The organism is Streptomyces sp. NPDC057694, from assembly GCF_042799415.1.
In the GTDB taxonomy this organism is placed as follows: Bacteria; Actinomycetota; Actinomycetes; order Streptomycetales; family Streptomycetaceae; genus Streptomyces.
The window spans coordinates 147,118-171,650 of sequence record NZ_JBHVIX010000006.1; the positions used below are offsets into that span (position 1 = coordinate 147,118).

22 protein-coding genes and 1 tRNA gene are annotated in these 24,533 nt (G+C 70.4%); 8 read left to right on the top strand and 15 right to left on the bottom strand.

The window, feature by feature from the left end; genetic code table 11:
* Positions 1 to 102 precede the first annotated feature (102 nt).
* Both ACFVDP_RS16890 and ACFVDP_RS16895 read right to left on the bottom strand, forming a co-directional pair.
* Complete coding sequence (locus ACFVDP_RS16890; protein ID WP_383489915.1) at positions 103 to 840, bottom strand: YcnI family protein; 738 nt, start codon at positions 838 to 840, stop codon at positions 103 to 105.
* A 197-nt stretch (positions 841 to 1,037) separates the two neighbouring features.
* Entirely contained in the window at positions 1,038 to 1,832 is a 795-nt protein-coding gene (locus tag ACFVDP_RS16895) for a hypothetical protein (protein ID WP_383489918.1), read from the bottom strand.
* A gap of 192 nt (positions 1,833 to 2,024) precedes the next feature.
* Here ACFVDP_RS16895 and ACFVDP_RS16900 point away from each other — a divergent pair, with 192 nt between their 5' ends.
* The gene (locus ACFVDP_RS16900) at positions 2,025 to 2,486 is read left to right on the top strand and encodes an ATP-binding protein (RefSeq protein WP_383489921.1); all 462 of its coding nucleotides are present in this window, start codon (positions 2,025 to 2,027) and stop codon (positions 2,484 to 2,486) included.
* 77 nt (positions 2,487 to 2,563) lie between these two features.
* Here ACFVDP_RS16900 and ACFVDP_RS16905 read toward each other — a convergent pair whose 3' ends face one another.
* Both ACFVDP_RS16905 and ACFVDP_RS16910 read right to left on the bottom strand, forming a co-directional pair.
* Positions 2,564 to 4,024: an aminopeptidase P family protein gene (locus ACFVDP_RS16905; RefSeq protein ID WP_383489924.1), complete on the bottom strand. Its 1,461-nt coding sequence runs from the start codon at positions 4,022 to 4,024 to the stop codon at positions 2,564 to 2,566.
* Positions 4,025 to 4,158: 134 nt separating this feature from the next.
* Positions 4,159 to 5,559, bottom strand: a complete 1,401-nt coding sequence (locus ACFVDP_RS16910) for a PP2C family protein-serine/threonine phosphatase (RefSeq protein WP_383489926.1) — start codon at positions 5,557 to 5,559, stop codon at positions 4,159 to 4,161.
* A 668-nt stretch (positions 5,560 to 6,227) separates the two neighbouring features.
* Here ACFVDP_RS16910 and ACFVDP_RS16915 point away from each other — a divergent pair.
* Complete coding sequence (locus ACFVDP_RS16915; RefSeq protein WP_383489929.1) at positions 6,228 to 6,920, top strand: bifunctional DNA primase/polymerase; 693 nt, start codon at positions 6,228 to 6,230, stop codon at positions 6,918 to 6,920.
* Positions 6,921 to 6,976: 56 nt separating this feature from the next.
* On the top strand, positions 6,977 to 7,663 hold the full coding sequence (locus tag ACFVDP_RS16920; RefSeq protein WP_383489932.1) for a hypothetical protein: 687 nt from the start codon (positions 6,977 to 6,979) through the stop codon (positions 7,661 to 7,663).
* A 252-nt stretch (positions 7,664 to 7,915) separates the two neighbouring features.
* Here ACFVDP_RS16920 and ACFVDP_RS16925 read toward each other — a convergent pair whose 3' ends face one another.
* The 3 genes from ACFVDP_RS16925 to ACFVDP_RS16935 form a co-directional block, all read right to left on the bottom strand.
* Positions 7,916 to 8,878, bottom strand: a complete 963-nt coding sequence (locus ACFVDP_RS16925; protein ID WP_383489935.1) for a DUF5926 family protein — start codon at positions 8,876 to 8,878, stop codon at positions 7,916 to 7,918.
* 105 nt (positions 8,879 to 8,983) lie between these two features.
* Entirely contained in the window at positions 8,984 to 9,622 is a 639-nt protein-coding gene (locus tag ACFVDP_RS16930) for an ATP-binding protein (RefSeq protein WP_383489938.1), read from the bottom strand.
* 72 nt (positions 9,623 to 9,694) lie between these two features.
* Complete coding sequence (locus ACFVDP_RS16935; protein ID WP_383489941.1) at positions 9,695 to 10,498, bottom strand: glycerophosphodiester phosphodiesterase; 804 nt, start codon at positions 10,496 to 10,498, stop codon at positions 9,695 to 9,697.
* Between the two features lie 351 nt (positions 10,499 to 10,849).
* Between ACFVDP_RS16935 and ACFVDP_RS16940 the strand changes: the two genes are divergently transcribed.
* Positions 10,850 to 12,346 (top strand): S1C family serine protease, encoded by a 1,497-nt coding sequence (locus tag ACFVDP_RS16940; RefSeq protein ID WP_383489944.1) that lies wholly within the window; start codon positions 10,850 to 10,852, stop codon positions 12,344 to 12,346.
* Between the two features lie 152 nt (positions 12,347 to 12,498).
* Here ACFVDP_RS16940 and ACFVDP_RS16945 read toward each other — a convergent pair whose 3' ends face one another.
* A complete protein-coding gene (locus tag ACFVDP_RS16945; protein WP_383489947.1) occupies positions 12,499 to 12,705 on the bottom strand; it encodes a hypothetical protein in 207 nt (68 codons plus the stop codon).
* Between the two features lie 387 nt (positions 12,706 to 13,092).
* On the opposite strand from ACFVDP_RS16945, the gene fxsT reads away from it, so the two are divergent.
* The 4 genes from fxsT to ACFVDP_RS16965 all read left to right on the top strand — a co-directional run bounded on the left by fxsT (position 13,093) and on the right by ACFVDP_RS16965 (position 18,681).
* A complete protein-coding gene (fxsT, locus tag ACFVDP_RS16950) occupies positions 13,093 to 15,996 on the top strand; it encodes an FxSxx-COOH system tetratricopeptide repeat protein (RefSeq protein WP_383489950.1) in 2,904 nt (967 codons plus the stop codon).
* A 274-nt stretch (positions 15,997 to 16,270) separates the two neighbouring features.
* Complete coding sequence (locus ACFVDP_RS16955; protein WP_383489952.1) at positions 16,271 to 17,185, top strand: RimK family alpha-L-glutamate ligase; 915 nt, start codon at positions 16,271 to 16,273, stop codon at positions 17,183 to 17,185.
* A 34-nt stretch (positions 17,186 to 17,219) separates the two neighbouring features.
* On the top strand, positions 17,220 to 18,446 hold the full coding sequence (locus ACFVDP_RS16960) for a cytochrome P450 (RefSeq protein ID WP_383489954.1): 1,227 nt from the start codon (positions 17,220 to 17,222) through the stop codon (positions 18,444 to 18,446).
* Positions 18,447 to 18,596: 150 nt separating this feature from the next.
* Positions 18,597 to 18,681, top strand: a tRNA-Ser gene (locus ACFVDP_RS16965).
* A gap of 137 nt (positions 18,682 to 18,818) precedes the next feature.
* On the opposite strand, the gene ACFVDP_RS16970 is transcribed toward ACFVDP_RS16965, so the two are convergent.
* The 7 genes from ACFVDP_RS16970 to ACFVDP_RS17000 all read right to left on the bottom strand — a co-directional run bounded on the left by ACFVDP_RS16970 (position 18,819) and on the right by ACFVDP_RS17000 (position 24,458).
* Positions 18,819 to 20,234: a tyrosine-type recombinase/integrase gene (locus ACFVDP_RS16970; protein WP_383489957.1), complete on the bottom strand. Its 1,416-nt coding sequence runs from the start codon at positions 20,232 to 20,234 to the stop codon at positions 18,819 to 18,821.
* Positions 20,235 to 20,294: 60 nt separating this feature from the next.
* Positions 20,295 to 20,483 (bottom strand): helix-turn-helix transcriptional regulator, encoded by a 189-nt coding sequence (locus tag ACFVDP_RS16975; protein WP_383489960.1) that lies wholly within the window; start codon positions 20,481 to 20,483, stop codon positions 20,295 to 20,297.
* Positions 20,484 to 20,933: 450 nt separating this feature from the next.
* The gene (locus ACFVDP_RS16980) at positions 20,934 to 22,409 is read right to left on the bottom strand and encodes an ATP-binding protein (protein WP_383490426.1); all 1,476 of its coding nucleotides are present in this window, start codon (positions 22,407 to 22,409) and stop codon (positions 20,934 to 20,936) included.
* A gap of 2 nt (positions 22,410 to 22,411) precedes the next feature.
* Complete coding sequence (locus tag ACFVDP_RS16985) at positions 22,412 to 23,284, bottom strand: bifunctional DNA primase/polymerase (RefSeq protein ID WP_383489963.1); 873 nt, start codon at positions 23,282 to 23,284, stop codon at positions 22,412 to 22,414.
* An 89-nt stretch (positions 23,285 to 23,373) separates the two neighbouring features.
* Positions 23,374 to 23,763 carry a hypothetical protein gene (locus ACFVDP_RS16990; protein WP_383489966.1) on the bottom strand — a complete coding sequence of 130 codons (390 nt, stop codon included), beginning with the start codon at positions 23,761 to 23,763 and terminating at the stop codon, positions 23,374 to 23,376.
* A gap of 11 nt (positions 23,764 to 23,774) precedes the next feature.
* Positions 23,775 to 23,975, bottom strand: coding sequence for a hypothetical protein (locus ACFVDP_RS16995; protein ID WP_383489968.1), 201 nt, complete (start codon positions 23,973 to 23,975; stop codon positions 23,775 to 23,777).
* A gap of 21 nt (positions 23,976 to 23,996) precedes the next feature.
* Positions 23,997 to 24,458 (bottom strand): hypothetical protein, encoded by a 462-nt coding sequence (locus ACFVDP_RS17000; RefSeq protein WP_383489970.1) that lies wholly within the window; start codon positions 24,456 to 24,458, stop codon positions 23,997 to 23,999.
* Positions 24,459 to 24,533: the final 75 nt, after the last annotated feature.

Genomic DNA, 24,533 nt, shown 5'->3' on the forward strand with positions numbered 1-24,533 from the left:
TTGCTGGTGGGGGGGGGAGCGAGAAAGGGCGTTTCTGGGGGGGGGGGGGCGGGGTGGGTGTCGGTTTCCCCCCCCAGCCCCCGGCCCCCCGCCATGGGTGGCTCAGCCGTTGGTACGCCGACGACCCGCCAGGACGCCGAACGCCACACCGGCGGCGCCGACGAGGATGCCGACGATGCCGAGGACGCGGGCGGTGGTGTCGCTGTCGGACGACGTGTCGGAGGAGGCGGCCGTCGCCTCCTTGTGGTCGTCCGACGCCGAGGCGCCGGACGCGCCGTGCTCATCGTCGGCCGCGGCCGACAGGGCGAGGGTCGGCGCCGGGTTCTCCGGCTCCTCCTGGCCCTTCTGCTGCGGCTCGATCCAGCGCACGACCTCCTTGTTGTCGTACGTCTGGATCGCCTTGAACACGAGCTGGTCGGCGTCGGTCGGCAGCGCGCCGACGGACACCGGGAACTTCTGGAAGTAGCCGGGCTGTACGCCCTTGTCGGCGCCGGAGCCGGTCGCGGTCCAGGTGACCTTGGAGACGGCCTCGGTGAGCTTCTCGCCGTGCATCTCCAGCGGCTTGTCGAGCTTGGACTTGGTGACCTCGACCTTCCAGCCCGGCACCGGCTCCGGCATCACGGAGGCCAGCGGGTGGTCGGTCGGGAAGTTGACCTCGAGCTTGGTCGTGGCGGCGTCGTCGCGTTCGTTGGGGACCTTGAAGTCGACCACGGCGTAGCCGCCCTTGGCGGCGGTGCCCTCGGCCTGCACGCTGACGTGCGCGAAGGCGGGGGCGGAGACGAGGACGACGGAGGAGACGGCGGCGGCACCGACGAGAGCGGCGCGGGACATCTTCTTCATGGCAGAGAGCTCCACGTTCAGAGGGATCCACGGTCTGTGGGATCCGGCGAAGGGTGAGGGGGCGCGCACCGAACGAGTCGCATTAAGTGGGCCGCAACGAAGCAGGCCGCATTAAGGCGAGAGAAAGTCGGGTACGCGCGCGTGCCGCACGGCACACCTCACCCCACGCGCTGCGCGCTGGAGTGCTGGAGGCCGTGTCAGGCGGCGAGACGGAACGCGTCGGCGGCGGGTGGCCCGCGCCGGCTCACCGAGTGCGCCAGCGCCGCGGCCCGCGGCGCGGGTGGTGCGACGAACCCCGGCCGCGCGGCCCGCGGAAGGGCTTCGGGCGCCCCGGGCAGCCCGGCCCGCAGAGCGCGGACGAGCGCGAGCGCGGCGCGCAGGGCGCGGACGGGCGCCGCCCCCACGACCTCCTGCGCCGACTGGCGCGAGAGCCGCACGATGCGCCCCAGGGCGAGATCGCCGTGGCGCAGCAGCCATCCGGCGCCGGCCGCGGCCAGCAGGTGACCGATGACCATCGGCAGCGACGGCAGCAGCGCCATCGTGGAGCCGCCGCCCATCGCCATGTCGTGGTGCCCGCCGGCGGCCGGTACCCCCGCGTCGTCGAGGATCCGCTGCGCCTGCGCCGGGCTGAGCGCCGAGGCGCCCGCCCCGCACATGAGCCGCGCGGCGCGCTCCACGACGGACGGCTGCGCGCTGCCCATGGCCATGGAGCCGTGGTTCTGGCCCAGGCCGAAGAGGCTGTGCAGGGCGATCTGGCCGACCCCCAGGGTGGCGGCGATGCCGGGCAGCGAGCGCTCGCGCCCGGCCATCGGCAGGGCCGCGCAGAAGGCGACGAGGGAGCCGAGCCCCAGCGTCCACAGCGGCACGGTGGCGGTCGACCCGAGGACGTGCCCCGCCGCGGACAGCACGACACAGACCGCGGCGAACACCGCGGCCCTCAGCAGCCGGAGGTCGGCCGCGCCGTGCGTGCGGCGCCTGTGGGGGGCAGTCATGGCGGCCTCATCATCGCACTGGGACCGCACCCGCCATGCGGCAGGTCCACAAGGTCCCGAATCTCCCCCTATACCGTCCACTCGGGTCCGCGCGTCGGCTATATGGGCGCAATCACGTCAACTCCGTGATTGCGCACGGTCGGTGGAGGCAATACGTATCGGTATGTCGAGCCGCGACCTGGAGGCTGGAGCATGAGCATCTGGTGGTCCCTCCATCTGCGACGCGATGCTGCGAGCGTTCCACTGGCCAGGCGTCTGTTCATGGGCACCATGGAGACCGCGGGTGTCGACCCCGACATCTCCTACGACCTGTCGGTCGCGCTCAGCGAGGCATGCGCGAACGCCGTCGAGCACGGCGGATCCCCGGCCACCGGCGCCGCCCCGGGCGCGTACCGGGTGACCGCCTACCTGGACGGCGAGACGTGCCGCATCGAAGTCGCCGACTCGGGGCCGGGGTTCCCGCCCCCGAAGGCACGCGCGCTCAGCCGCCCCGCGCCCGGCCACGCGGAGAACGGCCGCGGTCTGTGTCTCATCCGGGAACTCGCCGACCACGCGCATTTCGTCAACAAGCCCGGCCGGGGCGGCGCGGTGGTCAGCTTCGACAAGATCCTCAAGTGGCGCAAGGACACGGCGCCGCTGATGGCCGCGGTCTGAGCCCGCGCAGGTCACCCGGTCATGCCTGAGGGCAGTGACCAGCGGGTCACGGCCCTCAGGGCAGGATGCGCGACGACTCAGCCCTTGAGACCGGCCATCCACGCCTCGACCTCGCCGGACCGGCGCGGCAGTCCGGCCGACAGGTTCTTGTTGCCGTCCTCGGTGACGAGGATGTCGTCCTCGATCCGGACGCCGATGCCGCGGTACTCCTCGGGCACCGTCAGGTCGTCGGCCTGGAAGTACAGACCGGGCTCGACGGTCAGGCACATGCCGGGCTCCAGCGTGCCGTCCACGTACGCCTCGGTGCGCGCGGCCGCGCAGTCGTGGACGTCCATGCCGAGCATGTGACCGGTGCCGTGCAGGGTCCAGCGCCGCTGCAGCCCCAGCTCCAGGACGCGCTCGACCGGTCCCTCGACCAGGCCCCACTCGACGAGCTTCTCGGCGAGCACGCGCTGCGAGGCGTCGTGGAAGTCGCGGAACTTGCCACCCGGCTTGACGGCCGCGATGCCGGCCTCCTGGGCCTCGTACACGGCGTCGTAGATCTTCCGCTGGACGTCGCTGTACGTGCCGCTGATCGGCAGCGTGCGCGTGACGTCGGCGGTGTAGTACGTGTGCGTCTCGACGCCCGCGTCCAGGAGGAGCAGGTCGCCGGAGCGGACCGGGCCGTCGTTGCGGACCCAGTGCAGGGTGCAGGCGTGCGGGCCGGCGGCGCAGATGGAGCCGTAGCCGATGTCGTTGCCCTCCACGCGCGCGCGGAGGAAGAACGTGCCCTCGATGTAGCGCTCGCTCGTCGCCTCGGCCTTGTCGAGGACCTTCACGACGTCCTCGAAGCCGCGGACGGTCGAGTCGACGGCCTTCTGCAGCTCGCCGATCTCGAAGGAGTCCTTCACGACGCGCGCCTCGGACAGGAAGACGCGCAGCTCCTCGTCGCGCTCCGCGGTGACCTTGTCGGTCAGGGCGGCCTCGATACCGGCGTCGTAACCGCGCACGACGCGCACCGGGCCGGTGCCCTCACGCAGCGCGCCGGCCAGCTCGCGCACGTCGGAGGCGGGGATGCCGTACAGCGTCGCGGCCTCGGTCAGCGAGTGGCGGCGGCCGACCCACAGCTCGCCCTGGCCGTCGAGCCAGAACTCGCCGTTCTCCCGGTCGGAGCGCGGCAGGAGGTAGATGGTCGCCTTGTGGCCGTCCGCCGTGGGCTCCAGGACGAGGACGCCGTCCTCCGTCTGGTTGCCCGTCAGGTACGCGTACTCGACGGAGGCGCGGAAGGCGTACTCCGTGTCGTTCGACCGGGTCTTCAGGTTGCCCGCGGGCACGACGAGACGCTCGCCCGGGAAGCGGGCGGACAGGGCGGCGCGGCGGGCGGCGGTCTGGGCGGCCTGCGCGATCGGCTGCAGGTCGTGCAGCTCGGTGTCGGCCCAGCCGGACTTCATGTTCTCGGCGAGCTCGTCCGAAACGCCCGGGTAGAGGCCGTTCTTGCGCTGCTTGATGGGCTCTTCGGCCTCGGCCTCCGGGGTCTCCGGGGTGAGCTCCTCCGACACGGTTCCTCCTCGACGCGGGTCCGCTGGAATGGCCTGGTGACGGCAATGGACCCCCTCCATCGTACGAGCGTACGGAAGGGGGTCCAGGGCCGGACGGCCTCTTACCGGGCCGCTCACAGGCAGTGCGTGCGCGCCTACTCGAAACGTGCCGCGAGCAGCACGACGTCCTCGTCGCTGTCGGCGGTGTCCAGGCCGTCGGGAAGCATCGTGTGCAGGACGTGGTCGACGAGGGCGCCGGGGTCCTCGCGGACCGCCCGGGGCACGCTCGACGCGGCCGCGTGCAGCCGGGTGAAGGCGCGGTCCATGGCGTCGCCGGTGCGGCGCAGCAGGCCGTCCGTGTACAGCAGCACCGTTTCCCCCGGCTCCGGCGTGATCTCCGCGCTCGGCGCCTCCCAGCAGGCGAGCATTCCGAGCGGCGCCGACAGCGTCGTCTCGGCGAACTCCGTGCGCCGCTCGCCGATCACCAGGGGCGGGGTGTGCCCGGCGCCCGCGAGCACGATCTTTCTCTGGGCCGGCTCGCAGTACGCGAACAGGGCGGTGGCGCTGCGCGCGGGCTCGGTCAGCCGCATCAGCAGCTCCAGGTCGGACAGGACCGCGACCGGGTCCTCGCCCTCCATGACGGCGTACGCGCGCAAGGAGGCGCGCAGCCGGCCCATCGCGGCGACCGCGCTCGCGCCGGAGCCGGTGACCGATCCGACGGCGAGGCCGAGCGCGCCCTCGGGCAGCGGCAGCGCGTCGTACCAGTCGCCGCCGCCGCGCGGCCCGGTGCGGTGGCGCACGGCGAGCTGCACTCCGGCGACCCGGGGCAGCCGCGCGGGCAGCAGCTCCTCGGCGATCGTGTCCGACCACGCGCGCGTGCGCTCGCGCTCGAGCAGCCGGGCCAGGTGCTCGGTGGCGTACGCGGCGTACAGGCCGATGAGGTGGCGCGGGCGCTCGCCGGGCTCGGCCGGCTCGTCGTAGAGCCAGACCGCGGCGCCCAGCCGGCCCGCCGCGTCGGTGGCGAGCGGCAGTGCGTAGCTCGCCGCATAGCCGAGGCGGGCGGCGACCTCGCGGTGGCGCGGGTCGAGTCCGTCCTCGGCGAGCAGATCGGCGCGCGCCTCCGGGTCGGTGCTCAGCCCGTCCAGAATCCGCCCGTACGAGGTGGCGCCGCGCGGCACCGTCTCGATGTGGCCGAGATCAGGGCGGGAGAGGCCGAGGCCGACGGTGGTGTCGGGGCCGAGTCCGTCGCCCGGCTCCAGGACGACGAGTCCGCGCCGGGCGCCCACCAGGGCGGCTCCGGCGCGCAGCAGCTCGTGCAGCGCGTCCTCGAGTGCGGCGGTGCGGGCCAGCCGTTCCGTGAGTTCGTGGAGGGTCGTGAGATCCGAGACCCAGCCGGCGAGCCGGTCCTGGATGACGGCGCCGGGGGCGGACGGGACGGAAGTCACCGGGGACGCCGGAGACACCGCCGGTGCGGGCGCGACGGTGTGTGCGGGAGAGGGAACCTGTCCAGGAGGGGAATCGATTCCGGCCACTTTCGGCAGACGGGGGGCCGTCATGACTTCCGGCTTTCCGACCGGTGCATATTGCTGGATAGCATCGCAAACCCCCATGTCAGCCTTATTAGCTCTGCGCCGCTAGCAATGTCTCCACATCTACACGCACTGGAGAGGGGATGTCCAGCATTGTCCTGCCGGTTTTCCTGGTGTCCATGGTGTGGAAGTGACTTCTGAGGTAAAGAGATCTTGTCCCCCTCCTAGATCAACTGGTGATCTCGCACCGATCTAGATCGTTCTAACTTGGCCAAAAAACGACTCAGTGATCGGTGTATTGCGGTCGACTGGCATTGTTCAGCTGTGGTCACCAGAGCGTCATAGCGGCCGTGATGGGTACGTACTCGGAGAAGACCAGGGGCAGTTGGGATCCGCCACGATCCATCCGGAACCTGGTGACGGACCCGGGCGTCATAACCATCGACGACCGTGCCCCATCCTCCCGTGGGGGAGACGGCGAGAAATACGCGGGACGGCAAACGCCAGGCGTCGCCACCCCACGCCAGGCTTTTAAAGGACACAGCAGGCGCTCGGACTATAGGGGTTACCCCTGCCTCAGGCCGGTGGTTCCGGCTGGGGTCGGGCGCTCCAGCACGTACGCGCAGTGACTGATCGACACATGGTGTGATGTGGCCCATAGCGTTCTCTTCGGCTACGGAAAGGAACGAGCGCTCATGCGCGAGATCCTCGGAAGGCGACGCAGGCTCCTGTCCAGGCGTGACAGCGGGAAGTCTGACCTGATCAGCGCGGCCCTCACGTTCGCGACAGCGTGGCGGTGGCCGGTACTGCCGGGCATCGGGCTCGAGGCGGCGGGGCGCCGTGACGGCGTCCGGTGCGCCTGCCCGGACCCGGAGTGCACGGTGCCGGGCGCGCACCCCTTCGACCCGGGACTCCTCGTCGCGACGACCGACGAGCGCATGGTCCGCTGGTGGTGGACCAACCGCCCCAAGGCGCCGATCGTGCTCGCGACCGGTGCTCCGGGCCCCCTGGAGGGGCGCGCACCCTGCGCCGTGAGCCTGCCGGCCGTCGCGGGCGCCCGCGCCCTCGCCGCGCTCGACCGCAAGGAGATCCGGCTCGGCCCGGTGATCGCGACCCCGGAGCGGCTGTTCATCCTCGTGGCGCCGTACTCCATGGAGCAGCTCGGCGAGCTCCTGTACGCGCAGGACTTCGTCCCCGGCTCGCTGCGCTTCCACGGCGAGGGCGGCTATGTGGCGCTGCCGCCGTCCCGTACGGGCGCCGGACAGGTCCGCTGGGAGCGCGCGCCGCTGCCGGGTTCGGCGGCGCCCTGGGTGCCCGATGTGGAGGCCGTGGTCGACGCGGTCGTGGACGCCCTCACTCGTACGGGTGTGAGCGCGCCCGAGTTGTAGGGGTATCGGGCGCGCGGCGAGCCGCTCAGCGGGGTGTGCGCCGATATCTTCGGCGCATGCCTGCCGCGCCACCCCTCCCCGACTCTCCGAACCGGCCCGAGCAGGAGCGTCCCCACGCGCGCCTCCGTCTGATCGGCCTGCTCGCCGTGGTGGTGCTCACCGCGGTGCTCCCCCTGGCGGGCGCGTCGGCGGGACCGGTGGACGACGGGCCCGCGCGGCCGGTCGCGGAGCAGGCCGAATCTCCTCGGTCGGGCACCGCGGACAAGGTCGACGACGCACCCGCCAGGGACGCCGCGGACAGGGGCGCGGACCGTGGCGCGGGCAGCGGTGCGGGCGCACATCCCGAGAAGCACGCGCCCCAGGATTCCTCGCTCCTCAAGAGCCTCGGCCTGGGCCTGGCGACGGCCACCCACTGCGGTCCGCAACTCGCCTCCCCGGACGGCGTCGAGGCGCAGACGTGTGTCCTCACACAGGGCGGGGACACCTGGGCGCGGACCTATTACCGCAATGCGACCGGCGCGGAACTGGGCGCCGTACTGACCCTGATGGCGCCCGGCGGACGCACGGTGCAGCTCCACTGCGCGGTGGGTGCGCAGGACGAGCCCGGACTGTGCGAGACGCCCCGGGAGCGGACCCGGGGACGGGCCACGGAGTACGCGGCGGTCGCGGAGTACGCGGCGACGGATGACGGGCCGCTGCTGCTGCGCTCGGGCAGCAATTCGGCGCCCCCGCAAGGGCGTTGAGAGGCCCCGTCCGCGAGCGGACATGAAAGCGCCCGGTTGCTGGCGACGGGGGATGCACCAGCAACCGGGCTACTTGAACGGTAACAAGAGATCGGCAGTTAGCAAATTCGATCTCTTCTATTCGGACATGGATTTACCTGCAACTACTGGGAGTTGTGACAGGAGTCACCCGGTCCGAACGGCGTGTTCGCGGTCCGCGATGGGCTGACCGGTCGGTCAGCCCATCGCGTTCGCCCGTGCAGAGACGGTGACTCAGCTGAGAGTCACCTGTCGGTTGGTGAGGCCCCCGCGCGCGCGACGCTCGTCCGCGCTCAGCGGTGCGTCCGTGGCGAGCGCGGCGGCGAGCCGCTCGGCGAACTCGGCGGCGGGCTTCTCGATGTCGTCGGCCCTGACCGCGCTCGGCAGATCCCACACCGGCACCGTCAGACCGTGCGCCCGGAAGGAGCCGACCAGCCGGGTGCCCTCGCCGAGCGAGGAGGTGCCGGCCGCGTGCAGCCGCGCGAGCGCGTCGAGCAGCTTCTCCTCGGAGTGCGGCATGACCCACCGCAGGTGGTTCTTCTCCGGGGTCTCGCACCAGTAGGCGCTGTCCACACCGGCCAGCTTCACGGTCGGGATGGCCGCGGCGTTGGCCCGCTCCAGGGAGGCGGCCACCTCGCCCGACGCGTTCTCCGAGTCCGGGACCCAGAATTCGAAGCCCGTGTGCACGACAGGCTCGAAAGCGCCCTCGGGGTCGAGCACGTCCTGAAGGCGCGGTCCGTCCGCCGGCGCACGCCGGGCCTGCACCGGGTTGCCCGGCTCGGCCTCCAGGGCGCGCAGCAGGGTGTCGGCGAGGTCGCGGCTGAGGTCGCCGGAGGACGTGTCGTTCTGCAGTCCGAGCAGGACCGAGCCGTCGTCGCGGCGCAGCGCGGGCCATGCCATGGGCAGCACGGTCGCGAGGGTGACCGAGGGGACGCCGTCGGGCAGTGCGTCCTTCAGCGTCAGCTCCACGGTCGCCGCGGGCACCAGCTCGCGCAGCGCGACCCAGTCGCCCTCGCCCGCGAGGTTCTCGAAGGGGCGCTGCACCAGCTCGGTCACCGCGTGCGCGGCGGCCCGGCCGTGGCAGGCCTTGTAGCGGCGACCGCTGCCGCAGGGGCAGGGTTCGCGGGCGCCGACGACCGGGATCGTCCCGTCGGTGACGTGCGGCTTGCCCTTGGTCTGGGGGCGCTTCTTGGCCATCTTCGGTGTCTCCCGGGTACGGCTCGCTTGAGTACGGGCGCGAGCCTAGCCCCTCGTACCGACACGGGTGGGACCACGCCCGCGTACCGGCTGCCGGGAGCCGGGTCAGCCCAGATCGTCGAAGGCGTCCGCGAGTCCCAGGCCGGCCAGGTCCGTGACGGGCGGCGAGGCGATGCGCGCCGCGAAGTCGTCGCGGCGGTGCGCCGTGGCCAGGGCGTGCACGTCTTTGTGTACGACCACCCAGACGGTGACCTCGCCCCGTCTGTCGTCCCGCACGCCCCAGTCGTCGGCGAGCGCCGTGATGATGTTGAGCCCGCGGCCGCCGCGCGCGGTGACCGAAGGGGTGGCCGGAACCGGGCGGGTCGGGCCGCCGCCGTCCGTCACCTCGACCGTCAGACAGCCGCGGTCGTCCACCCGCCACGCGGCCAGGACGTCGCCGTCCCCGGCCAGCTCGTCGCCCAGTGGCCTGCCGTGCCGGCAGGCATTGCTGAGTAGTTCGGAAAGGATCAGAACTGCATCGTCGACGACCGATTCCGGCACACCGTTGATACGGAGCTGATCGCGCATCCGGTGTCTTGCCTCGCCCACGCCCGCAGGGCCATGGGGTACGGCCATGCTCGACGAAGCGGGCACCTCCTGTGCCACCACCAACGCCACCCCCGAGACCTCCTTTGCCCCACGCCACGGTGTGGATGCCCCAATGGACTGGACCGGAAACCGGCCAATCCTTGTGCGGTGACGCACTCGTAACGATCGAATACGGAACGAACGCGCCGGGGCACACCCTGTGACGTTCGGGGTGAAGGTGGCCGGAAATCAGCTCCTGCCGAGCCGCTCCAGGACGGCCGCGGGGCGGTTGGTGATGATCGCGTCGACGCCGAGCCGGACGCAGAGGTCGACGTCCTCGGGCTCGTTCACCGTCCAGACGTGGACCTGGTGACCCGCGCGAGCGAGCTTTTCCACGTAACCGGGGTGGCTGCGCAGGATCCGGATGCCGGGCCCCGCGATCCGTACGCCCTTGGGGAGGCGTCCTTCGCGGTGGCGCGGCGAGACGAACTGCATCAGGTAGACCGTCGGCAGGGTCGGGGACGCCTCCTGGACGCGCAGCAGGGAGCGCGAGGAGAAGCTCATCACCCGTACCGGAGAGGGCTCGTCCGGCGGGGGCGCGTCCAGGCCGAACCGCTTGAGCAGGAGCAGCAGCCGCTCCTCGACCTGGCCCGCCCACCGGGTGGGGTGCTTGGTCTCGATGGCCAGCTCCACGCGGCGGCCCGCGTCGGCGACCAGCTCCAGGAGCCGTTCCAGGGTCAGTACGGAGGTGTCGGCCGCGCTGCCCGCCCAGTCGGGTCCTTCGTCGCGGTCCTTCCAGGAGCCGAAGTCGAGGGTGGCCAGGTCGGCGAGTTCCAGCGCGGAGACCGCCCCGCGGCCGTTCGACGTACGGTTGACGCGCCGGTCGTGCACGCAGACGAGGTGGCCGTCCGCGGTCAGCCGCACATCGCATTCGAGGGCGTCCGCACCGTCTTCGATCGCCTTTCTGTACGCGGCCAGGGTGTGCTCGGGGGCGTCCTCGGAGGCTCCGCGATGGGCGACGACCTGGATGCGTTGCTGTGGTGCGTGGGTCACCGCGTCATGGTGCCACCGAGCGGCGGGCCGACGGGAAAGTTCGGCCTAGCGGATGCGTCCGTTTCGCCCGACATAAAGGATGTCATCGGGCGCACAGGAACGTCTTATGGTGCCCTGACGTCCCGTGGGAAAAGCTGACGGCGTACAACAGCACAACTGGACCGTGACAGGACCATGCCGAAGTGGTGAGCGACGGCGGACGCACCGAGGCCGCTGTCCGGATCCCATCGGGCTGTGACAATCGAGAGCGATCGAACTGTGATCGCACTGGATCGCTTCAGCCCGAAGTGGATCGGGTACCCGCACAACCTGACTGGCGACACGACAGCCGTGGATCGAGGAGAGAAAGCTGTGAGCACCGAGAACGAGGGCACTTCGGTCCCCCCGGCCCCGTCCGCACCTCCTGTGCCGGTGGACGCTCCCGCTACTCCCGCACCGGCCGCGCCGGGGCCCGCCCCGTCGGCCCCCCAGGGAGCCGGGTACGACACGGTGAGCCAGGGAGCCGCGCCCGGTGACCCCGGGGCGCAGGGCGAGCGGCACGAAGCGCAGGGCGCGTACGGGGCGCACGCCGAGCAGGGGGCGCCCGCCGCGGGCGGCTCCGCGCCGGTGGGCGACTGGCCGCCCCCGCCGCCGGCCGTGCCGGCGTACGCGTCGGGCGGTGGCGGTGGCGCCGACGGGACGGCGTGGGGCGCCTCCTACCAGCAGCCGCAGCCCAAGCCGGGCGGCAAGCGCGGCGGTCTCGTCGCCGGGATCATCGCGGCCGCGCTGGTCGCGGGCGTCGTCGGTGGCGGCGTCGGCTACTGGGCGGCGGAGCGCAACGACGACGGCGGCACCGGTTCGACGACCGTGTCCGCCTCCAGCCCCGCCGACGTCAAGCGTGACCCGGGCACCGTCGCGGGCGTGGCCGCCAAGGCGCTGCCCAGCACGGTCACCATCGAGGCCGAGGGCAGCAACGGCGAGGGCGGTACGGGCACCGGCTTCGTCTACGACAAGGAAGGCCACATCCTCACCAACAACCACGTGGTGGCGGAGGCCGTGGACGGCGGCAAGCTGTCGGCGACGTTCTCGAACGGCAAGAAGTACGACGCCGAGGTGATCGGCCACGCGCAGGGTTACGACGTCGCGGTCATCAAGCTCAAGAACGCGCCGAGCAACCTCCAGCCCCTCCACCTCGGCGACTCCGACAAGGTCGCCGTCGGTGACTCGACCATCGCGATCGGCGCGCCCTTCGGCCTGTCGAACACGGTGACGACGGGCATCATCTCGGCCAAGGACCGCCCGGTGGCCTCCAGCGACGGTTCCAGCGGCAGCAAGGCCTCGTACATGAGCGCCCTGCAGACCGACGCGTCGATCAACCCGGGCAACTCCGGCGGCCCGCTCCTGGACGGCAGCGGGAACGTGATCGGCATCAACTCCGCCATCCAGTCCGCCTCCAGCGGCGGCCTCGGCGGTTCGGGCCAGTCCGGTTCGATCGGCCTCGGCTTCGCCATCCCGATCAACCAGGCCGACATGGTCGCCCAGCAGCTGATCAAGACCGGCTCGCCGGTCTACCCCGTCATCGGCGCCACGGTCTCGATGGACGAGAACACCAGCGGGGCGACGATCACCGAGCAGGGCTCGGGCGGCTCCGCGGCCGTCACGCCGAACGGCCCCGCGGCCAAGGCGGGCCTCAAGTCCGGCGACACGATCACCAAGCTCGACGACACGGTGGTCGACTCGGGCCCGACCCTGATCGGCCAGATCTGGACGCACAAGCCCGGCGACACCGTGAAGCTCACGTTCACGCGCGACGGCAAGGAGCACACGGTCGACGTGACCCTCGGCGAACGCAAGGGCGACAGCAACTGACGTCCCGCGCGACCGTGCGGGCCTCCTGACGGTCCGGGTCCTGCCGGTCTCCCGGTCCCTGGACGTGTCGTCCGTAGGGGGTGTCCCTCGCCGAGGGGCACCCCTTTCGCACGGCGTGGGCCGGGCGGAGGCGGAGCGGGGCGCGCCGGGAGTCACTCCTCGTCGCGAGTGCCGAGGGCCCTGTCCTCGTTCGGGACGGGTGCCTCTCGCGTCGCTTCCCCGGCCGGCTCGCTCCCCGGGGTGGCAGTGGTGTGCCCAGCCGTGTCCCGGGGCCGCAGGGAGGCGACCTTGATGATCGCCGCTGCGGCGGCCAGTCCGAAGCTCGCGGCGTCCGCGGGGGACGAGCCCAGGAAGGTCACGGCGAAACCGGCTCCCGCACCTCCGAGGGCCCCGAGAAGGATCACGCGGTCATGGCGCACCGGGCGGCCGGCGGCCGACCCCTCTGTTCCTTCCACGGCGGACCATACGAGGTTCAGCATCATTCGGGCCCTGGATCGAAGCCCGCGGATCCTGATCACGGATTCCCCCTTGCAAGCCTGTGAGACCTCTTTTCAGCTCATCAGAACAGCCCGCCAGGTGTCCCACCAGCAGCGCGGCCAAAGCCAGATGAAACTCGGTTCCGGGCAATCCTCGGTGGGACGGTCCGTCACCAAGTTGGGACAAGCGGTGTCCCAACTTGGCTTGGGACGCATAAGCTGGTGGACGTTCTGGGACGCTGTGGGACAGCGGCGTGCATCGGGGGAGTCATGGAACAGGGGCCGGAGGGATCCGTCGATCCTTCTTCAGCGCGCAGCAAAGAAGATCTCGCACGCTTCCTGAGCATGCTGCGAGTTCGGGCCGACAGCCCTTCCTATCGTGAACTGGAGAAATCCGCTTCGGGTCTGGGGATCGGGCAGGCGCTCCCGCGCACCACATTGGGCGAGGTATTACGGGGACGCCGTTTCCCGAGCAAGGCATTCCTGCTGACCTTTGTCAGGCTGTGCGGGGTGCCGCCGGGTGAGATCCATGTCTGGGAGAACACCTGGAACAGGCTGGCTGTTCAGTACAAGGTCGGCGAACTCGCCGACCGGTCCGCCGAGTCCCAGGGGGCCGGGGCCGCACCACGCCGTATCGCGGAGCTGGAGGAGCGCATAGGAGTCCTGAGCGAGCGGCTTCGGCGGCAGGAGCAGGCCATAGAGCAGGCCGGCCGGGCGTGGGCCGCCGTCGGAACGGCTTTGCAGGACCAGGGCCACACGTCCGAGGCGGAGGCCGTCTATCTCGCGGTGATCGCGCTCCAGAGGGAGTTGGACTCCTTCGACGCGCAGACGGTGGCGCGCGTAAGACACGGCATCGTCGAGGCCATGTCCGCTCAGGGACGGCACAGTGACGCGGAGGTGGCGGCGGAGCTGCTGGTCGGCGAGCCTGCCGAGACCATGGGAGCCGATCGTGCCGGCACCTTGGCGGCGGAGCAGCTGATGACCTCCGCACGCACGCCGCTTCCCCCGCCTCTCAGTGGCGGGCCCCAGCCGCCACAGCTCGCTGGTGCGACGGTTTCGCCGGGCCGCGCACAGTACAGCCGGGTGGCGGGCGGCTTGCCCACCATCTGGAATCTGGAGCCCCGGAATCCGGAATTCACCGGCAGAGAAGACATATTGCAGCGACTGCGACGGAGCTTCCACCAGGGTGGGACCTCCGTCGTTCAAGCGTTGCAGGGCCAGGGCGGGGTCGGAAAGACCCAGATCGCGGTGGAATTCGCCCACCGGAATGCGGCCGACTACGACATCGTGTGGTGGATCGCGGCGGAGGACTCCGCACTGGTCGGCGAACAAATCGCGGCGCTCGCGGTGGAACTCGGATGGGTCGAGCAGGGGACCGATACCGCGACAGCAACCGCGGTCGCGAAGTCTCATCTCCGCGGCCGAGATCGCTGGTTGCTGATCTTCGACAATGCGGAAGAGCGCGCCGCGGTGTCCGATTGGCTGCCGGGCGGCCCGGGCCACGTGATGATCACATCACGCGCCGGCCGGTGGGAACGGGTGGCGGTTCGCGTGCCGGTCGACGCGATGATCGAATCGGACGCGATCGCTCTCCTGCGTACCCACTGCCCCGAACTGAGTTCCGAAGAGGCCGAATTGCTGGCCGGCGAACTCGACTTTCTTCCTCTGGCGCTGTGTCAGGCAGGCAGCTTTCTGGCGGAGACCGCCACGGAAGTCGACGACTACCTGAATTTCCTCCACACGCATCCGGCCGCCCTGCTCAACGAAGGAGAGGCCGGTGACTATCCGCGTTCGCTGGCCGCGGTGATCGGCCTCGGCCTGGACCAACTGGCGCAGGACGACCCCACCGGGCTCGCGGTGGTGCGGGTGTGCGCCCTTCTGGGGCCGGAACCCATCCCCGTACGGTGGCTCATGACGGTGGAGGACATCACCGCCGACGACGAGGCACTGTCAGGCCTGGTCCGCGTGGTCAACGACGAGATGCTGCTGCGCCGGGCCATCGGTACGACCGTCCGCTTCGGGCTGGCCACGAGCAATCGCGACGGCGTACGCCTGCACCGGCTCGTCCAGAGCGTGATCCGGGATCTGTTGCCCGCCACCGCGCGCGAGCGCGTGCGCCGGCACGCGCGCGCCCTGCTGGTGGCCAACCGGCCGGGCGACCCGGAGGATCCCGCGACCTGGCCCGAGTGGGCGCGGATCGTGCCGCACCTGCTCGCCGTGGAACCGAACGCACCGGTCGACCTGCATCTTCGGATGCTGGCCTGCAGCACCTGCTGGTACTTGATCGAGCGCGGGGACGCCGACGCGGGCGGCCGGCTGGCCCGGTCCCTGTGCGAGGCATGGGGCCGCGACGCGGGCCCCGACGACGTGCACGTGCTGTGGGCGACCCGCTGCCTCGCCAGAGCACTGCGTGAACAGGGCCGGTACGAGGAAGCCCGCCTGCTCTACGAGGACGCGCTGGCCCGCTACCAGCGGGTCCTGGGCAAGGAACACACCGACACCCTGCGGCTCGCGCACGGGTGCGCCATCAACCTGAGACTGCTCGGCCGGTACCAGGAGGCCCGGGAGTTGCAGGAGGTCACCCTGCGCTCGTATCGCGCGACGCTGGGGAAGGATCATCCGCACTCGCTGCACTCGGCCAACCACCTGGCCGTCGACCTCGGAGCGCTCGGCCACCACGACGAGGCGAGAAAGCTGCACGAGGACACCCTGACGCGTTACCGGCGTGTGCTCGGTGACGATCACCCGGACACGCTCCGCTCCGCGAACCACCTCACCGCCGACCTCATCGCGCTCGGCGAGTACGCCGAGGCCAGGATGCTCGACGAAGAGACGCTGCACCGGTGCCAGCGGGCCTTCGGGGAGGAGCACCCGTACACCCTGCGGGCCGCCACATCGTACGCGACGATCCTGCGCAACCTGGGGCAGCTCCAAGCCGCCCTCGAATTGCAGGAGGTGACACTCACTCGTTCCCGGCAGATTCTGGGGACCGACCACCCGCAGAGTCTGCGGGCGGCTCAGATGCTGTGCGAGATCCTCTATCACCTGGACCGTCTCGACCGGGCCCTTGAGCTGCAGCGGGAGACCGTGCAGCGCTACCGCCGGGTCCTGGGTGAGGAACATCCGGAGACCCGTCGTGCCGTGGATCTCCTGAGGAAGATCGGCGACGAGTAGGCGTGCGGAGAGATGTCCTCACGGACCGAATGTTCCGAGACGACATCATGCCAGAAATGCCGGGTCGCTTTCCTTTGCGGCTTCTTGCTGTATAGGCTTGACGAGTTGTCAACTCGCGCCCTGATGAACCTCTGTAGGGTGATCTTTGGACCGGCGCTTCGGTACCTCGGCACCACAAGTAGCACAGAGAAACTCCTGCTCAGGCGATTTCAGTGAAATTCCTGTGCGCGCTAACGTGCTCTCCCGACACGTCGTTGCGAGTGAGGAGCGAGTCATGCCGGATGCCAAGATCGCCTTGGTCACCACCAGGCCGCGCCCGGAGATCAATACCGATCATGACATGCCGACGCTTCTTGAAGCGTTGAACCGGGAGGGCGTCGAGGCGGCAGCCGTCAATTGGGATGACTCCGAAGTCAATTGGAACGCCTTCGATCTTGTGTTGATCCGCTCGACATGGGATTACACGTGGCGCAGGGCCGACTTCCTGCAATGGGCGGAGCAGTGCAGCCGCGCGACCCAGTTGCTCAATCCTCTGTCCGTGGTGCGCTGGAGCGCGGACAAGTACTACCTCGCGAAGCTGGTGGAGGCGGGTGTCCCCGCCGTACGAACCCGCTACCTGAAACCCGACGCCGAGTTCGCCCTGCCGTCCGACAACGAATTCGTCGTCAAGCCCGCGGTGGGGGCGGGCGCCCGGTACGCGGCCCGGTACCGGCCGGCCGATCACTCCACGGCCGAGAACCACATCCGTCACATGCACAGCGAGGGTCTCACCGCGATGGTGCAGCCGTACATGTCACGGATCGACTCTCGCGGTGAACGTGCCCTCGTATTCTTCAACGGCACGTTTCTGCACGCCATTCGCAAGAATGCGGTTCTGGCCCCGGAGGTCCCGTTCGACCACCGCAAGGTCGCCCACCCGGGACTGGAGCCGTGGATTCCGACGGAAAGAGAGCGGGAGGTCGCCGAACACGCCCTTTCGGTGGTTCCCGAAGGACAGAACCTCTTCTACGCCCGGGTCGATCTCGTGGACGACGACGACGGGCAGCCGACGGTCATGGAACTGGAACTCGTGGAGCCCAATCTCTTCCTCGCCGTGCAGCCGGATTCCCTTCCCCGGGTGACCACGGCCATCGTCGATCAGGCTTACCGGGCCGTCGAACGGCGGCGGCAGGTAAGCGAGCCGATCTGAGTGTCCGGGCCGGGGGAAAGAGGTATCGCAGGTCATGACCGGTGAGCCGTCGCATCACCTTGCCGTGCCCTTTCCCTGCCCCGCGGATCTGGGGGAACCCCCTGAGCTCGCCGCGTTGCGGGCCGAGGGAGGCCTGCACCGGTTGCCCACCTCGGCCGGGGACGAGGCGTGGCTCGTGACGAGCCACGATCTCGTACGGAACATGTGCGGGGATCCCCGTGTGGGCAGAGCGCACCAGGATCCCCCGCACGCGCCGCGCCTGTGGGACGCCGCCTTGATGGGACCGCGTGACGACCATGCCGACGAGGCCACCGCCCATGCCCGCTGGCGGCAGGTGGTCTCGCACCACTTCAGCAGCCGGCAGATAGCCCGGCTGAGACCCCGCGTCGAGCGGGTGATGGAGCGCCTCGTCGACGCACGGCTGGCCGAAGGGCCGCCGATGGACGTGCGCACAGGTCTGGCGGAGCCGTTCGCCGCCGCCGTCATCTGTGACGTCCTCGGCCTGCCGCACCCTCTGACGAGCGACCTCGTCGCCTGGTCGGACGCGGCGCGCAGGCCGGGCAGCGCCGACGCGGCAGCGGCGTGGCGACTCCGGCTGCGCGACCGGATGCTCGAGGCCGTCGAGGCGACCCGCGCCCGGGCGAGTGCGCTGCCGGACACGAACGGCATGCTGGCGGACTTCGCCCTCGCCTCCCCCGAAGAACGACCGCTGTGCGACGACGAACTGGTCGACACGATCCTCGACCTCTTCCTGGCCGGCTACGACACGGTCGCGACGCGCATGGTCTACGGCACGGCGTTCCTGCTCAACCATCCCGACCAGCTGAGTGCTCTGCGGGACGACGCCTCGCTCGTTCCGGGAGCGGTGGAGGAGATCGTGCGGCTGGCCGTTCCCGGCGGCAGCTGGATGCCGCGCTACGCCCGCCGCGACATGCCTCTGCCCGGCGCGTCGATCAAGCAAGGCGACCTGATCGTGCTGTCCTTCCAGTCGGCGAACCAGGACGAACAGGTCTTCACCGACGCGGCGCGCTTCGACATCTCCCGCCATCCCAACCCGCACATAGCGTTCGGCCGGGGCACCTTCTACTGCGTCGGCGCCGCGCTCGCCCGGCTGGAACTGGCCGTCCACCTCACCGGGCTCGCCCGTTTCCCCGGCCTCGCGCACGCCGACCCCGCACGTCCTCTCCGCCCGGACCGGGGCACGGTGACAGGAGGACTCGAATCCCTCATGACGACCTGGGACGGCCCCGCTGCCGGGTGACACGCGTCCGACCCCGGCTCCGGACCCGCGGACTGGCAGGGCGCTGAGGCGTGCCGCGGAGGAGTCGATGGCCCCGTATGGGCCGCGCACGTCGCGCGAGGCGCGAGCCCGGTACGCTGTACCCGCTCCGTTCCAGGCGGACGAGTGCGAGGTGGGTTGCCCGAGCGGCCTAAGGGAACGGTCTTGAAAACCGTCGTGGCGAGAGTCACCGTGGGTTCAAATCCCACACCCACCGCATGCAGGTCAGCGTAGATGCTGGTCAGAAGGGGTGCCCCGGTCTCCGGAGCACCCCTTTCGCGTTGAGCCTGTCTCACCCCATCTCGCCCATATCCCAGCCTTGACCAGTACGTATGGGCCATCTGTGGGCCAGGATCAGGACTCCTCGCCCTCGTCGAGCGCGCGGGAGATCAGGTCGTTGGAGTGCTGCTGACCGCCCTTCAGGATCTTCGCGTAGAAGCGGTAGAGCACGGCGATGCTGTGGCCGGCGCGCGCGGCGACCTCCGCCGGGTCCACCCCCGACTTGATCCAGAGGGACACTCCTGCGTGCCGAAGGGAGTACGGCACGGCGGCAAGGTCCGACTTCACCTCACGGGGCGAGAGGACCGCCTTGCGCGCTCTCTCCCACAGGCCGCAGTACTCGGTGGAGGGAACGCGCCCACCCCGTGAAGCTCGGAATAGCCGACCGTCCTCGGCAGTGCCGTAGCGCTCGATGTGCTGGCGTAGGAGATGCACGAGCACAGGCGGAATGGGCACGGTCCGCGTTGCGCCCTGCCTGCGCCGCTTCAATCCGCGTTTCTCGTACGACGTGCCCTCGTCCGTCCAGCCGCCGCCGACTTCCGGGCGGCTCTCCCCGAGTAGCAGCTCACCCCACTTCTTCACGGCATCGGGCGAGTTGGGCGGCAAGGTGCAGTCGGATTCCGTGAGCGCGACGATTTCGCCGGGGCGCATCGCGGCGTAGTAGAGGCATCCGAAGAACGCGTGTAGATGTTGGCCGCGGGGGCCGGAGTCGCGAATGGCTCCGAGTAGGGAGCGGGCCAAACGGGGGTCCGGCACGTACCGGAAGTCGATTTCGTCGTCGCTCTCGGGCGGGGTCCAGTCCACTCGCGGGAGAGGGTTCGAGGCGAGTAGGCCCTTCTCCTCGACTGTGTAGCGCAGGACGTTGCTCAGGACCATGCGCTTACGCCGGGCAGTGTTCTCGGCGGCTTTCCCTCCGTCCAGACGGAGGGAAAGGGCTTCAAGGGCGGGACGGAGTAGGGCAGGGTCCGCCAAGTCCTTGACCTTGATGGAGCGAGCGGCGACCCATTCCAGCGCGGTACGGATGTCCGCCGGAGGTTCCTCGGCTACGTGGCGAGGAACCCAAGCGCCTTCCGGTCCACGGACTGCCCGGAACGCCCACTGATAGAGCGCGTCTCGCAGCACCGAAGGGCGGGGTGCTCCCCGCTTGCTGGTGACCAGTACGGGCGTCACGACCGCGAGGGATTCCGCGATGCTCGCCCGGTGCTTGGCGGCGGCGCGCGGCCACTTCATGAGGACGTACTCCGTCACGTGCTCGTACCAGGAAGGAGAGGTCAAAGCCATCAACTCACGTGCAGGAAGGCCCGTTTCCTCGTCGAATTGCTGCTGCTCCCGCAGGGCCGCCATCAACTCGGCCCGACGCCCGTCTGCCTGAGGCTTCAGCTTGAAACTGCGGGAGTGGGGACGCTCGCCCACCCTCCAACGCAGTTCCCATGGCTTGGGGCGGCCGGCACGCTTGCGGATGGACCAGATATCGACGTCGTACGTGAGCATGTCTCTCCAGACGTGAAGAGGGGCCCGCGCTCAGCGCGGGCCCCGGTGAAGCGGTTTGATCTATGCGGCGTGCTGCTCACAGGCCGCCCACCAGGCGTCCAGGTCGGCTCGGCTGACGCGGAGTTGGCCGTTGGGGAGTTTGTGGATGCGGGGGGCCTGGCCGCGGGCGCGCATCCGGTAGAAGGCGGCGCGGCTCATCTCGATCTCTTCGAGTACTTCAGCGAGCTTCAGCTTCTGGGGGCGTGCCACGGGCGTCTCCTTCGAGGCTCTGGTCATGGCGAGGGCTTGCACCTGTCCGAGGTTCGGATTTCTGCGTCACTGCGTCACCTGCGTCATCCAGGCCTCTGACCTGCGGTTATCGGTGACGAACGGTGAAGTGGGTGCGTCACCGCCGCGTCACCTGCGTCACCCGGGGGTGACGCAGGTGACGCACGATGACGCAGAGGTTCGGGCTCTGCGTCACCCCCTTCTCTGCTGGTCAGGGGCCGTTTTCCGGCGTGGGTGACGCAGGTGACGCAGCGTTCCCCTACTTAGGAAAAGAGAGGGGGTGGTGTCTGTTGTTGTGCGCGGCTCAGAACGCGAAGAAGGAGCCGCTACGCGGCACGTCCTTGGGGCGGTGCTGCGCACCGAACAGCAAGAGGAGCACCCCGCGCGCGCCGTGCCGGGTGCTCCTCTTGCTGTTGTGCGGTGACCTGGTGGTCAGAACGCTGCTTCCTGCTGCGTCGCGGGTTCCGGAACTGGGTCGGTGAGTTCGATGTAGCGGGCGGTTTTGGTGCGTCCCCAGTCGACGTTCAGGCCGCGGGCGGCGAGTGTGGGCTGAAGACGCTTGAGCCGGTCGGAGAGGACCTTGCCGGTGGTCGGCCACCCCTTGGGTAGCGGTCGGCAGTCGTCGCCGCTGTAGAGCCGGGTGAGGAGGTGCAGCCACTCCGCGGACGTCATCCGCTCCTGTGCCCCGGCGGGCATGCCGGCCGCGTACTGCAGCACGGTCTGCGCGAGCAGGTCGCCCTCGATGACGTCGTCGTTGAGGTCGTCGAGTCCGGCCCGGTAGGCCGGCAGCGCGCCGACGCCCATGGCTTCGTCGAGTTGGGCGCACAGGTGGGCGAAGTCCGCCATGCGCAGATCGGTCGGTGTCTCGGCGGTGGCGGTGCGGACGTTGACGGTCAGGTCGAGCAGGGAGCCGAGCATGACGGGCAGGGCTTCGGCGTACTCCGTCCACAGCTCCGCTTCGGTGCGCCGCACCTTGGGCCGCTCCATACGGAGCGGCAGGAGGCGTTCGGCGAGGTCGGGGCGGATGACGCCGACGTCGATTCCGGTGAGGAGCAGGGGGCGGCGGTAGCGGGCGCGGAAGACGTCCCCGTCGGTGAACAGGGCCCGCTTGACGGACTCGGCGCCGGTGACGATGCAGCACATCGCGTCGGACAGGTCCGGGGTCATGTGGGAGAGGTTGTCCAGCGCGGTGACCCATCCCGCGGCGACCGCGGCGATCAGGTTGTCCTCGTCCTTCGGGGCGCGGCGCAGGTCACCGGTCATGCCCTCGATGAGCCGGACGAGCATCCGCCCGCCGGTGGACTTCCCCGCGCCCTGGGGGCCGGTGAGGAAGGGAGCGGGGACGGGCACGGAGGGTTCCAGGCAGCCGATCAGCCAGGCCATGGCCAGGCACTCGGTCTCGGCGTTGGCGAAGTTGCACAGCCTAAAGAGCAGGTCGATGCCCTTGCCGTTGGTCTTCTTTTCCGGCAGGGGGAGTTCGCCGGTGAGCTGGGTGCGCCGCCAGCACACCTCGCGGGGGTCGGGGACGGCGATGTCCCAGCCGGTGGGGTGGATGCGGACGGATTGTCCGTCGTTGCGGCCCAGGTCGAGCCAGGTGGCCCCGTCGAAGCCGGGGGCGACGCGGATGTGGACGGGCTGGACCTGCTCGGTGAGGGCGAGTGCTTCGATCAAGTCGAGTGCCTCCTTCAAAGCGGTGCCGTTGAAGACGCCGATGCCGTCCTTGAACAGGCCGACCATGAGTTCCTGGCGGTGGCTGCCGGTGGTGCCCTGGGAGCGGATCGGGCGGGCGACCGGGTGGCCCTTGTGCTGGGCGTAGACGGTGCCGTCGGCGGTGCGGAAGTAGCGGAAGCGCTCTTGTGCGTAGTCCGCGATGACCTTTCGTGCCGGGTTCTTGTCGTCGTCTTCCATGCTCAAAGCCCCAACTTGGTGCGGGCGTTGGTCCACGCGTCGGTGCAGTGCCGCGGCGTTTCGCCCTTGGTCTGCGCGGCGGTGAATAGGCGGGCGATGTGGTCCTCGGTGAGGCAGCCGCACCGGCCGTGGGTCGAGAGCACGGCCAGGAACGTCGCGTACACGGCGTGGTGCACGCCGCTGGTGGCCGCGGTGATGCGCTGCTCCGCCATGGCGATGCCGCGTTCGAGGTAGGCGGGGGCGCGGTGGCGGCACTCGCCGCCCCCGGTCGGCGCCGGAACCTGGACGGGTACGGGGGCCGCGGGCTTGGCTGCGGTGAGCGCGCGTACGGCGTCGGGCAGGGCGGTCATGGTGCCGGTGCCGGACCCGAGCCAACGGGCGTAGGCCATCGTGGACTTGATGTCCACGCCGGGCCGCACGCCATTGGCGGAGGGCATGCGACCGAGGTAGAGCCAGTGTTCGCCCCGGGTGGTGGGCACGGTCTGGGTGCTCGGCAGGTTCTCGCGGGCCCACGCGATCGCGTCGGCGTTGTCGAGGTCGACGACCGTCAGGCCGGCGCCGCCCGGGTGGTAGGCGACCGCGCTCGCGCACACCCAGGCACGACGCCAGGGGCCGGAGTTGATGACGCTCGGGTCGGTGGTCGCTGCCGCCCATCCGTGGCACGGGCCGGGGCAGGTGCAGGGGCCGGAGGTCTTCATGTTCGGCCGGCCGCCGCACGCGTTGTCCGTGCACTTGCGGCAGTTGCCGAACGGGACCTTCCCGGCCCGTAGCGGCAGCGTGGGGAGGCCGGATGCGGCGAGGTCGAGGGCGGTCCGCTGGTGCTCGGTCAGACCGTCGCGGCTGCGCTCTCGCCGGTTGTCGGTCGTTTGGGTCATGCTGGGTGTCTCCAGTCCTGTCGCAGGGTGCTGGTGGACAAGGGCGGCCCCGATTCTTTGGCGAGAGGCGGGGGCCGCCCTTGGCGCAGCTACAGGTCGTCGGCGTCGGTGAGCGGGCCGGTGTGACCCAGCGGGTTGGTGGCCGACCAGGCGCGGTTGAGCGCGGCGGCCAAGCCGCGGGCGTAGTCCTCGGCCTCCCGGAGCGAGGCGGTAGCGGTGGCGATGTGCTGCGCGGGTGTGCCGTAGTCGGCGCTGACGTGACCGCGCCGGTAGTGCGCGTTCAGGGCGTGGTCGATCTGCTCGAAGGACTGCGGCAGCCGCTCGGCGAGCGCGGTAAGCGCGCCCAGAACGCGGTACGCCTCAGGGACGGAGACCAGGCCGGGGCGGTCGGCGCCGGGGAAGGTGCGGTGGTTGAAGGTGCGTACGGCTTCGGCCGCATCACGGATCAGATCGACCGGGTCAATGGGCTTGTTGGGCATGGTTGCTCTCCTCAGGCGGCGGTGGTGAGGGTGTCGGTGCGCATGACGACGAAGTCGTCGTGGATGGCGTCGTAGTGGACGTGCACGTCGCCGGGCGCCTCAGTGCGGGCCCGGGTGGCGCGCTCGGCGGCACGCAGGGACGAGCGGTTGTTGCCGGCCGGGTAGGCGGCCAGACGCTCGGTGTGGTGTCCGGTGCAGTCGCGGCAGGCCATCAGGGCCTCCTTCGGGGAAGTTCAGCCGTAGAAGCGGTTGCGCTTGATGACGGCTTTGCCGATGTTCACGACCGTGCTGCCGCCTCCGCCGCGGGGGCCGAAGACGAGTGCGGCGACGTATCCGCCGAAGATGACCGCGGCGAGGATGATGATTTGGTGCACGAGGGCGGCCAGTGCGGCGATGAACGTGGCGGCGAGGGCGAGCCCGCCGCACGCCCCGGCGAAGCCAACCCCGGTGAGTGCGATGTTCACCGCGGTGCGGGAGATGGGCCGGGCGGCCGGCGCGGCGGGCAGCGGCAGCGGGGCCGGCGCGGGGGTGAGGGTGTAGCCGGTGACGACGCGGCCGTCGGGCAGGACGACCGACTGCACCGGGGCCGCCGCGGTCGGCGCGAGCGGGGCGAGCGGGGCGGTGTGGTGGGTCGGGGTGATCGGTATGGGTTGGTGGATTTCTACGGCCGTAGCGGGCCGCTCGGGGTGATGCATGAGGGCTCCCGGTTCCGGGCGTGCGGGCCCGCACCCACGAGGGTGCGAGCGCGCGCGTGGGTGGGTGTCAGACGG

Coding starts and splice junctions, on each gene's coding strand:
- ACFVDP_RS16890 (WP_383489915.1), bottom strand. CDS start 840: ATGAAGAAGATGTCCCGCGCCGCTCTCGTCGGTGCCGCCGCCGTCTCC.
- ACFVDP_RS16895 (WP_383489918.1), bottom strand. CDS start 1,832: ATGACTGCCCCCCACAGGCGCCGCACGCACGGCGCGGCCGACCTCCGG.
- ACFVDP_RS16900 (WP_383489921.1), top strand. CDS start 2,025: ATGAGCATCTGGTGGTCCCTCCATCTGCGACGCGATGCTGCGAGCGTT.
- ACFVDP_RS16910 (WP_383489926.1), bottom strand. CDS start 5,559: ATGACGGCCCCCCGTCTGCCGAAAGTGGCCGGAATCGATTCCCCTCCT.
- ACFVDP_RS16915 (WP_383489929.1), top strand. CDS start 6,228: ATGCGCGAGATCCTCGGAAGGCGACGCAGGCTCCTGTCCAGGCGTGAC.
- ACFVDP_RS16920 (WP_383489932.1), top strand. CDS start 6,977: ATGCCTGCCGCGCCACCCCTCCCCGACTCTCCGAACCGGCCCGAGCAG.
- ACFVDP_RS16925 (WP_383489935.1), bottom strand. CDS start 8,878: ATGGCCAAGAAGCGCCCCCAGACCAAGGGCAAGCCGCACGTCACCGAC.
- fxsT (WP_383489950.1), top strand. CDS start 13,093: ATGGAACAGGGGCCGGAGGGATCCGTCGATCCTTCTTCAGCGCGCAGC.
- ACFVDP_RS16955 (WP_383489952.1), top strand. CDS start 16,271: ATGCCGGATGCCAAGATCGCCTTGGTCACCACCAGGCCGCGCCCGGAG.
- ACFVDP_RS16960 (WP_383489954.1), top strand. CDS start 17,220: ATGACCGGTGAGCCGTCGCATCACCTTGCCGTGCCCTTTCCCTGCCCC.
- ACFVDP_RS16970 (WP_383489957.1), bottom strand. CDS start 20,234: ATGCTCACGTACGACGTCGATATCTGGTCCATCCGCAAGCGTGCCGGC.
- ACFVDP_RS16980 (WP_383490426.1), bottom strand. CDS start 22,409: ATGGAAGACGACGACAAGAACCCGGCACGAAAGGTCATCGCGGACTAC.
- ACFVDP_RS16985 (WP_383489963.1), bottom strand. CDS start 23,284: ATGACCCAAACGACCGACAACCGGCGAGAGCGCAGCCGCGACGGTCTG.
- ACFVDP_RS16990 (WP_383489966.1), bottom strand. CDS start 23,763: ATGCCCAACAAGCCCATTGACCCGGTCGATCTGATCCGTGATGCGGCC.
- ACFVDP_RS16995 (WP_383489968.1), bottom strand. CDS start 23,975: ATGGCCTGCCGCGACTGCACCGGACACCACACCGAGCGTCTGGCCGCC.
- ACFVDP_RS17000 (WP_383489970.1), bottom strand. CDS start 24,458: ATGCATCACCCCGAGCGGCCCGCTACGGCCGTAGAAATCCACCAACCC.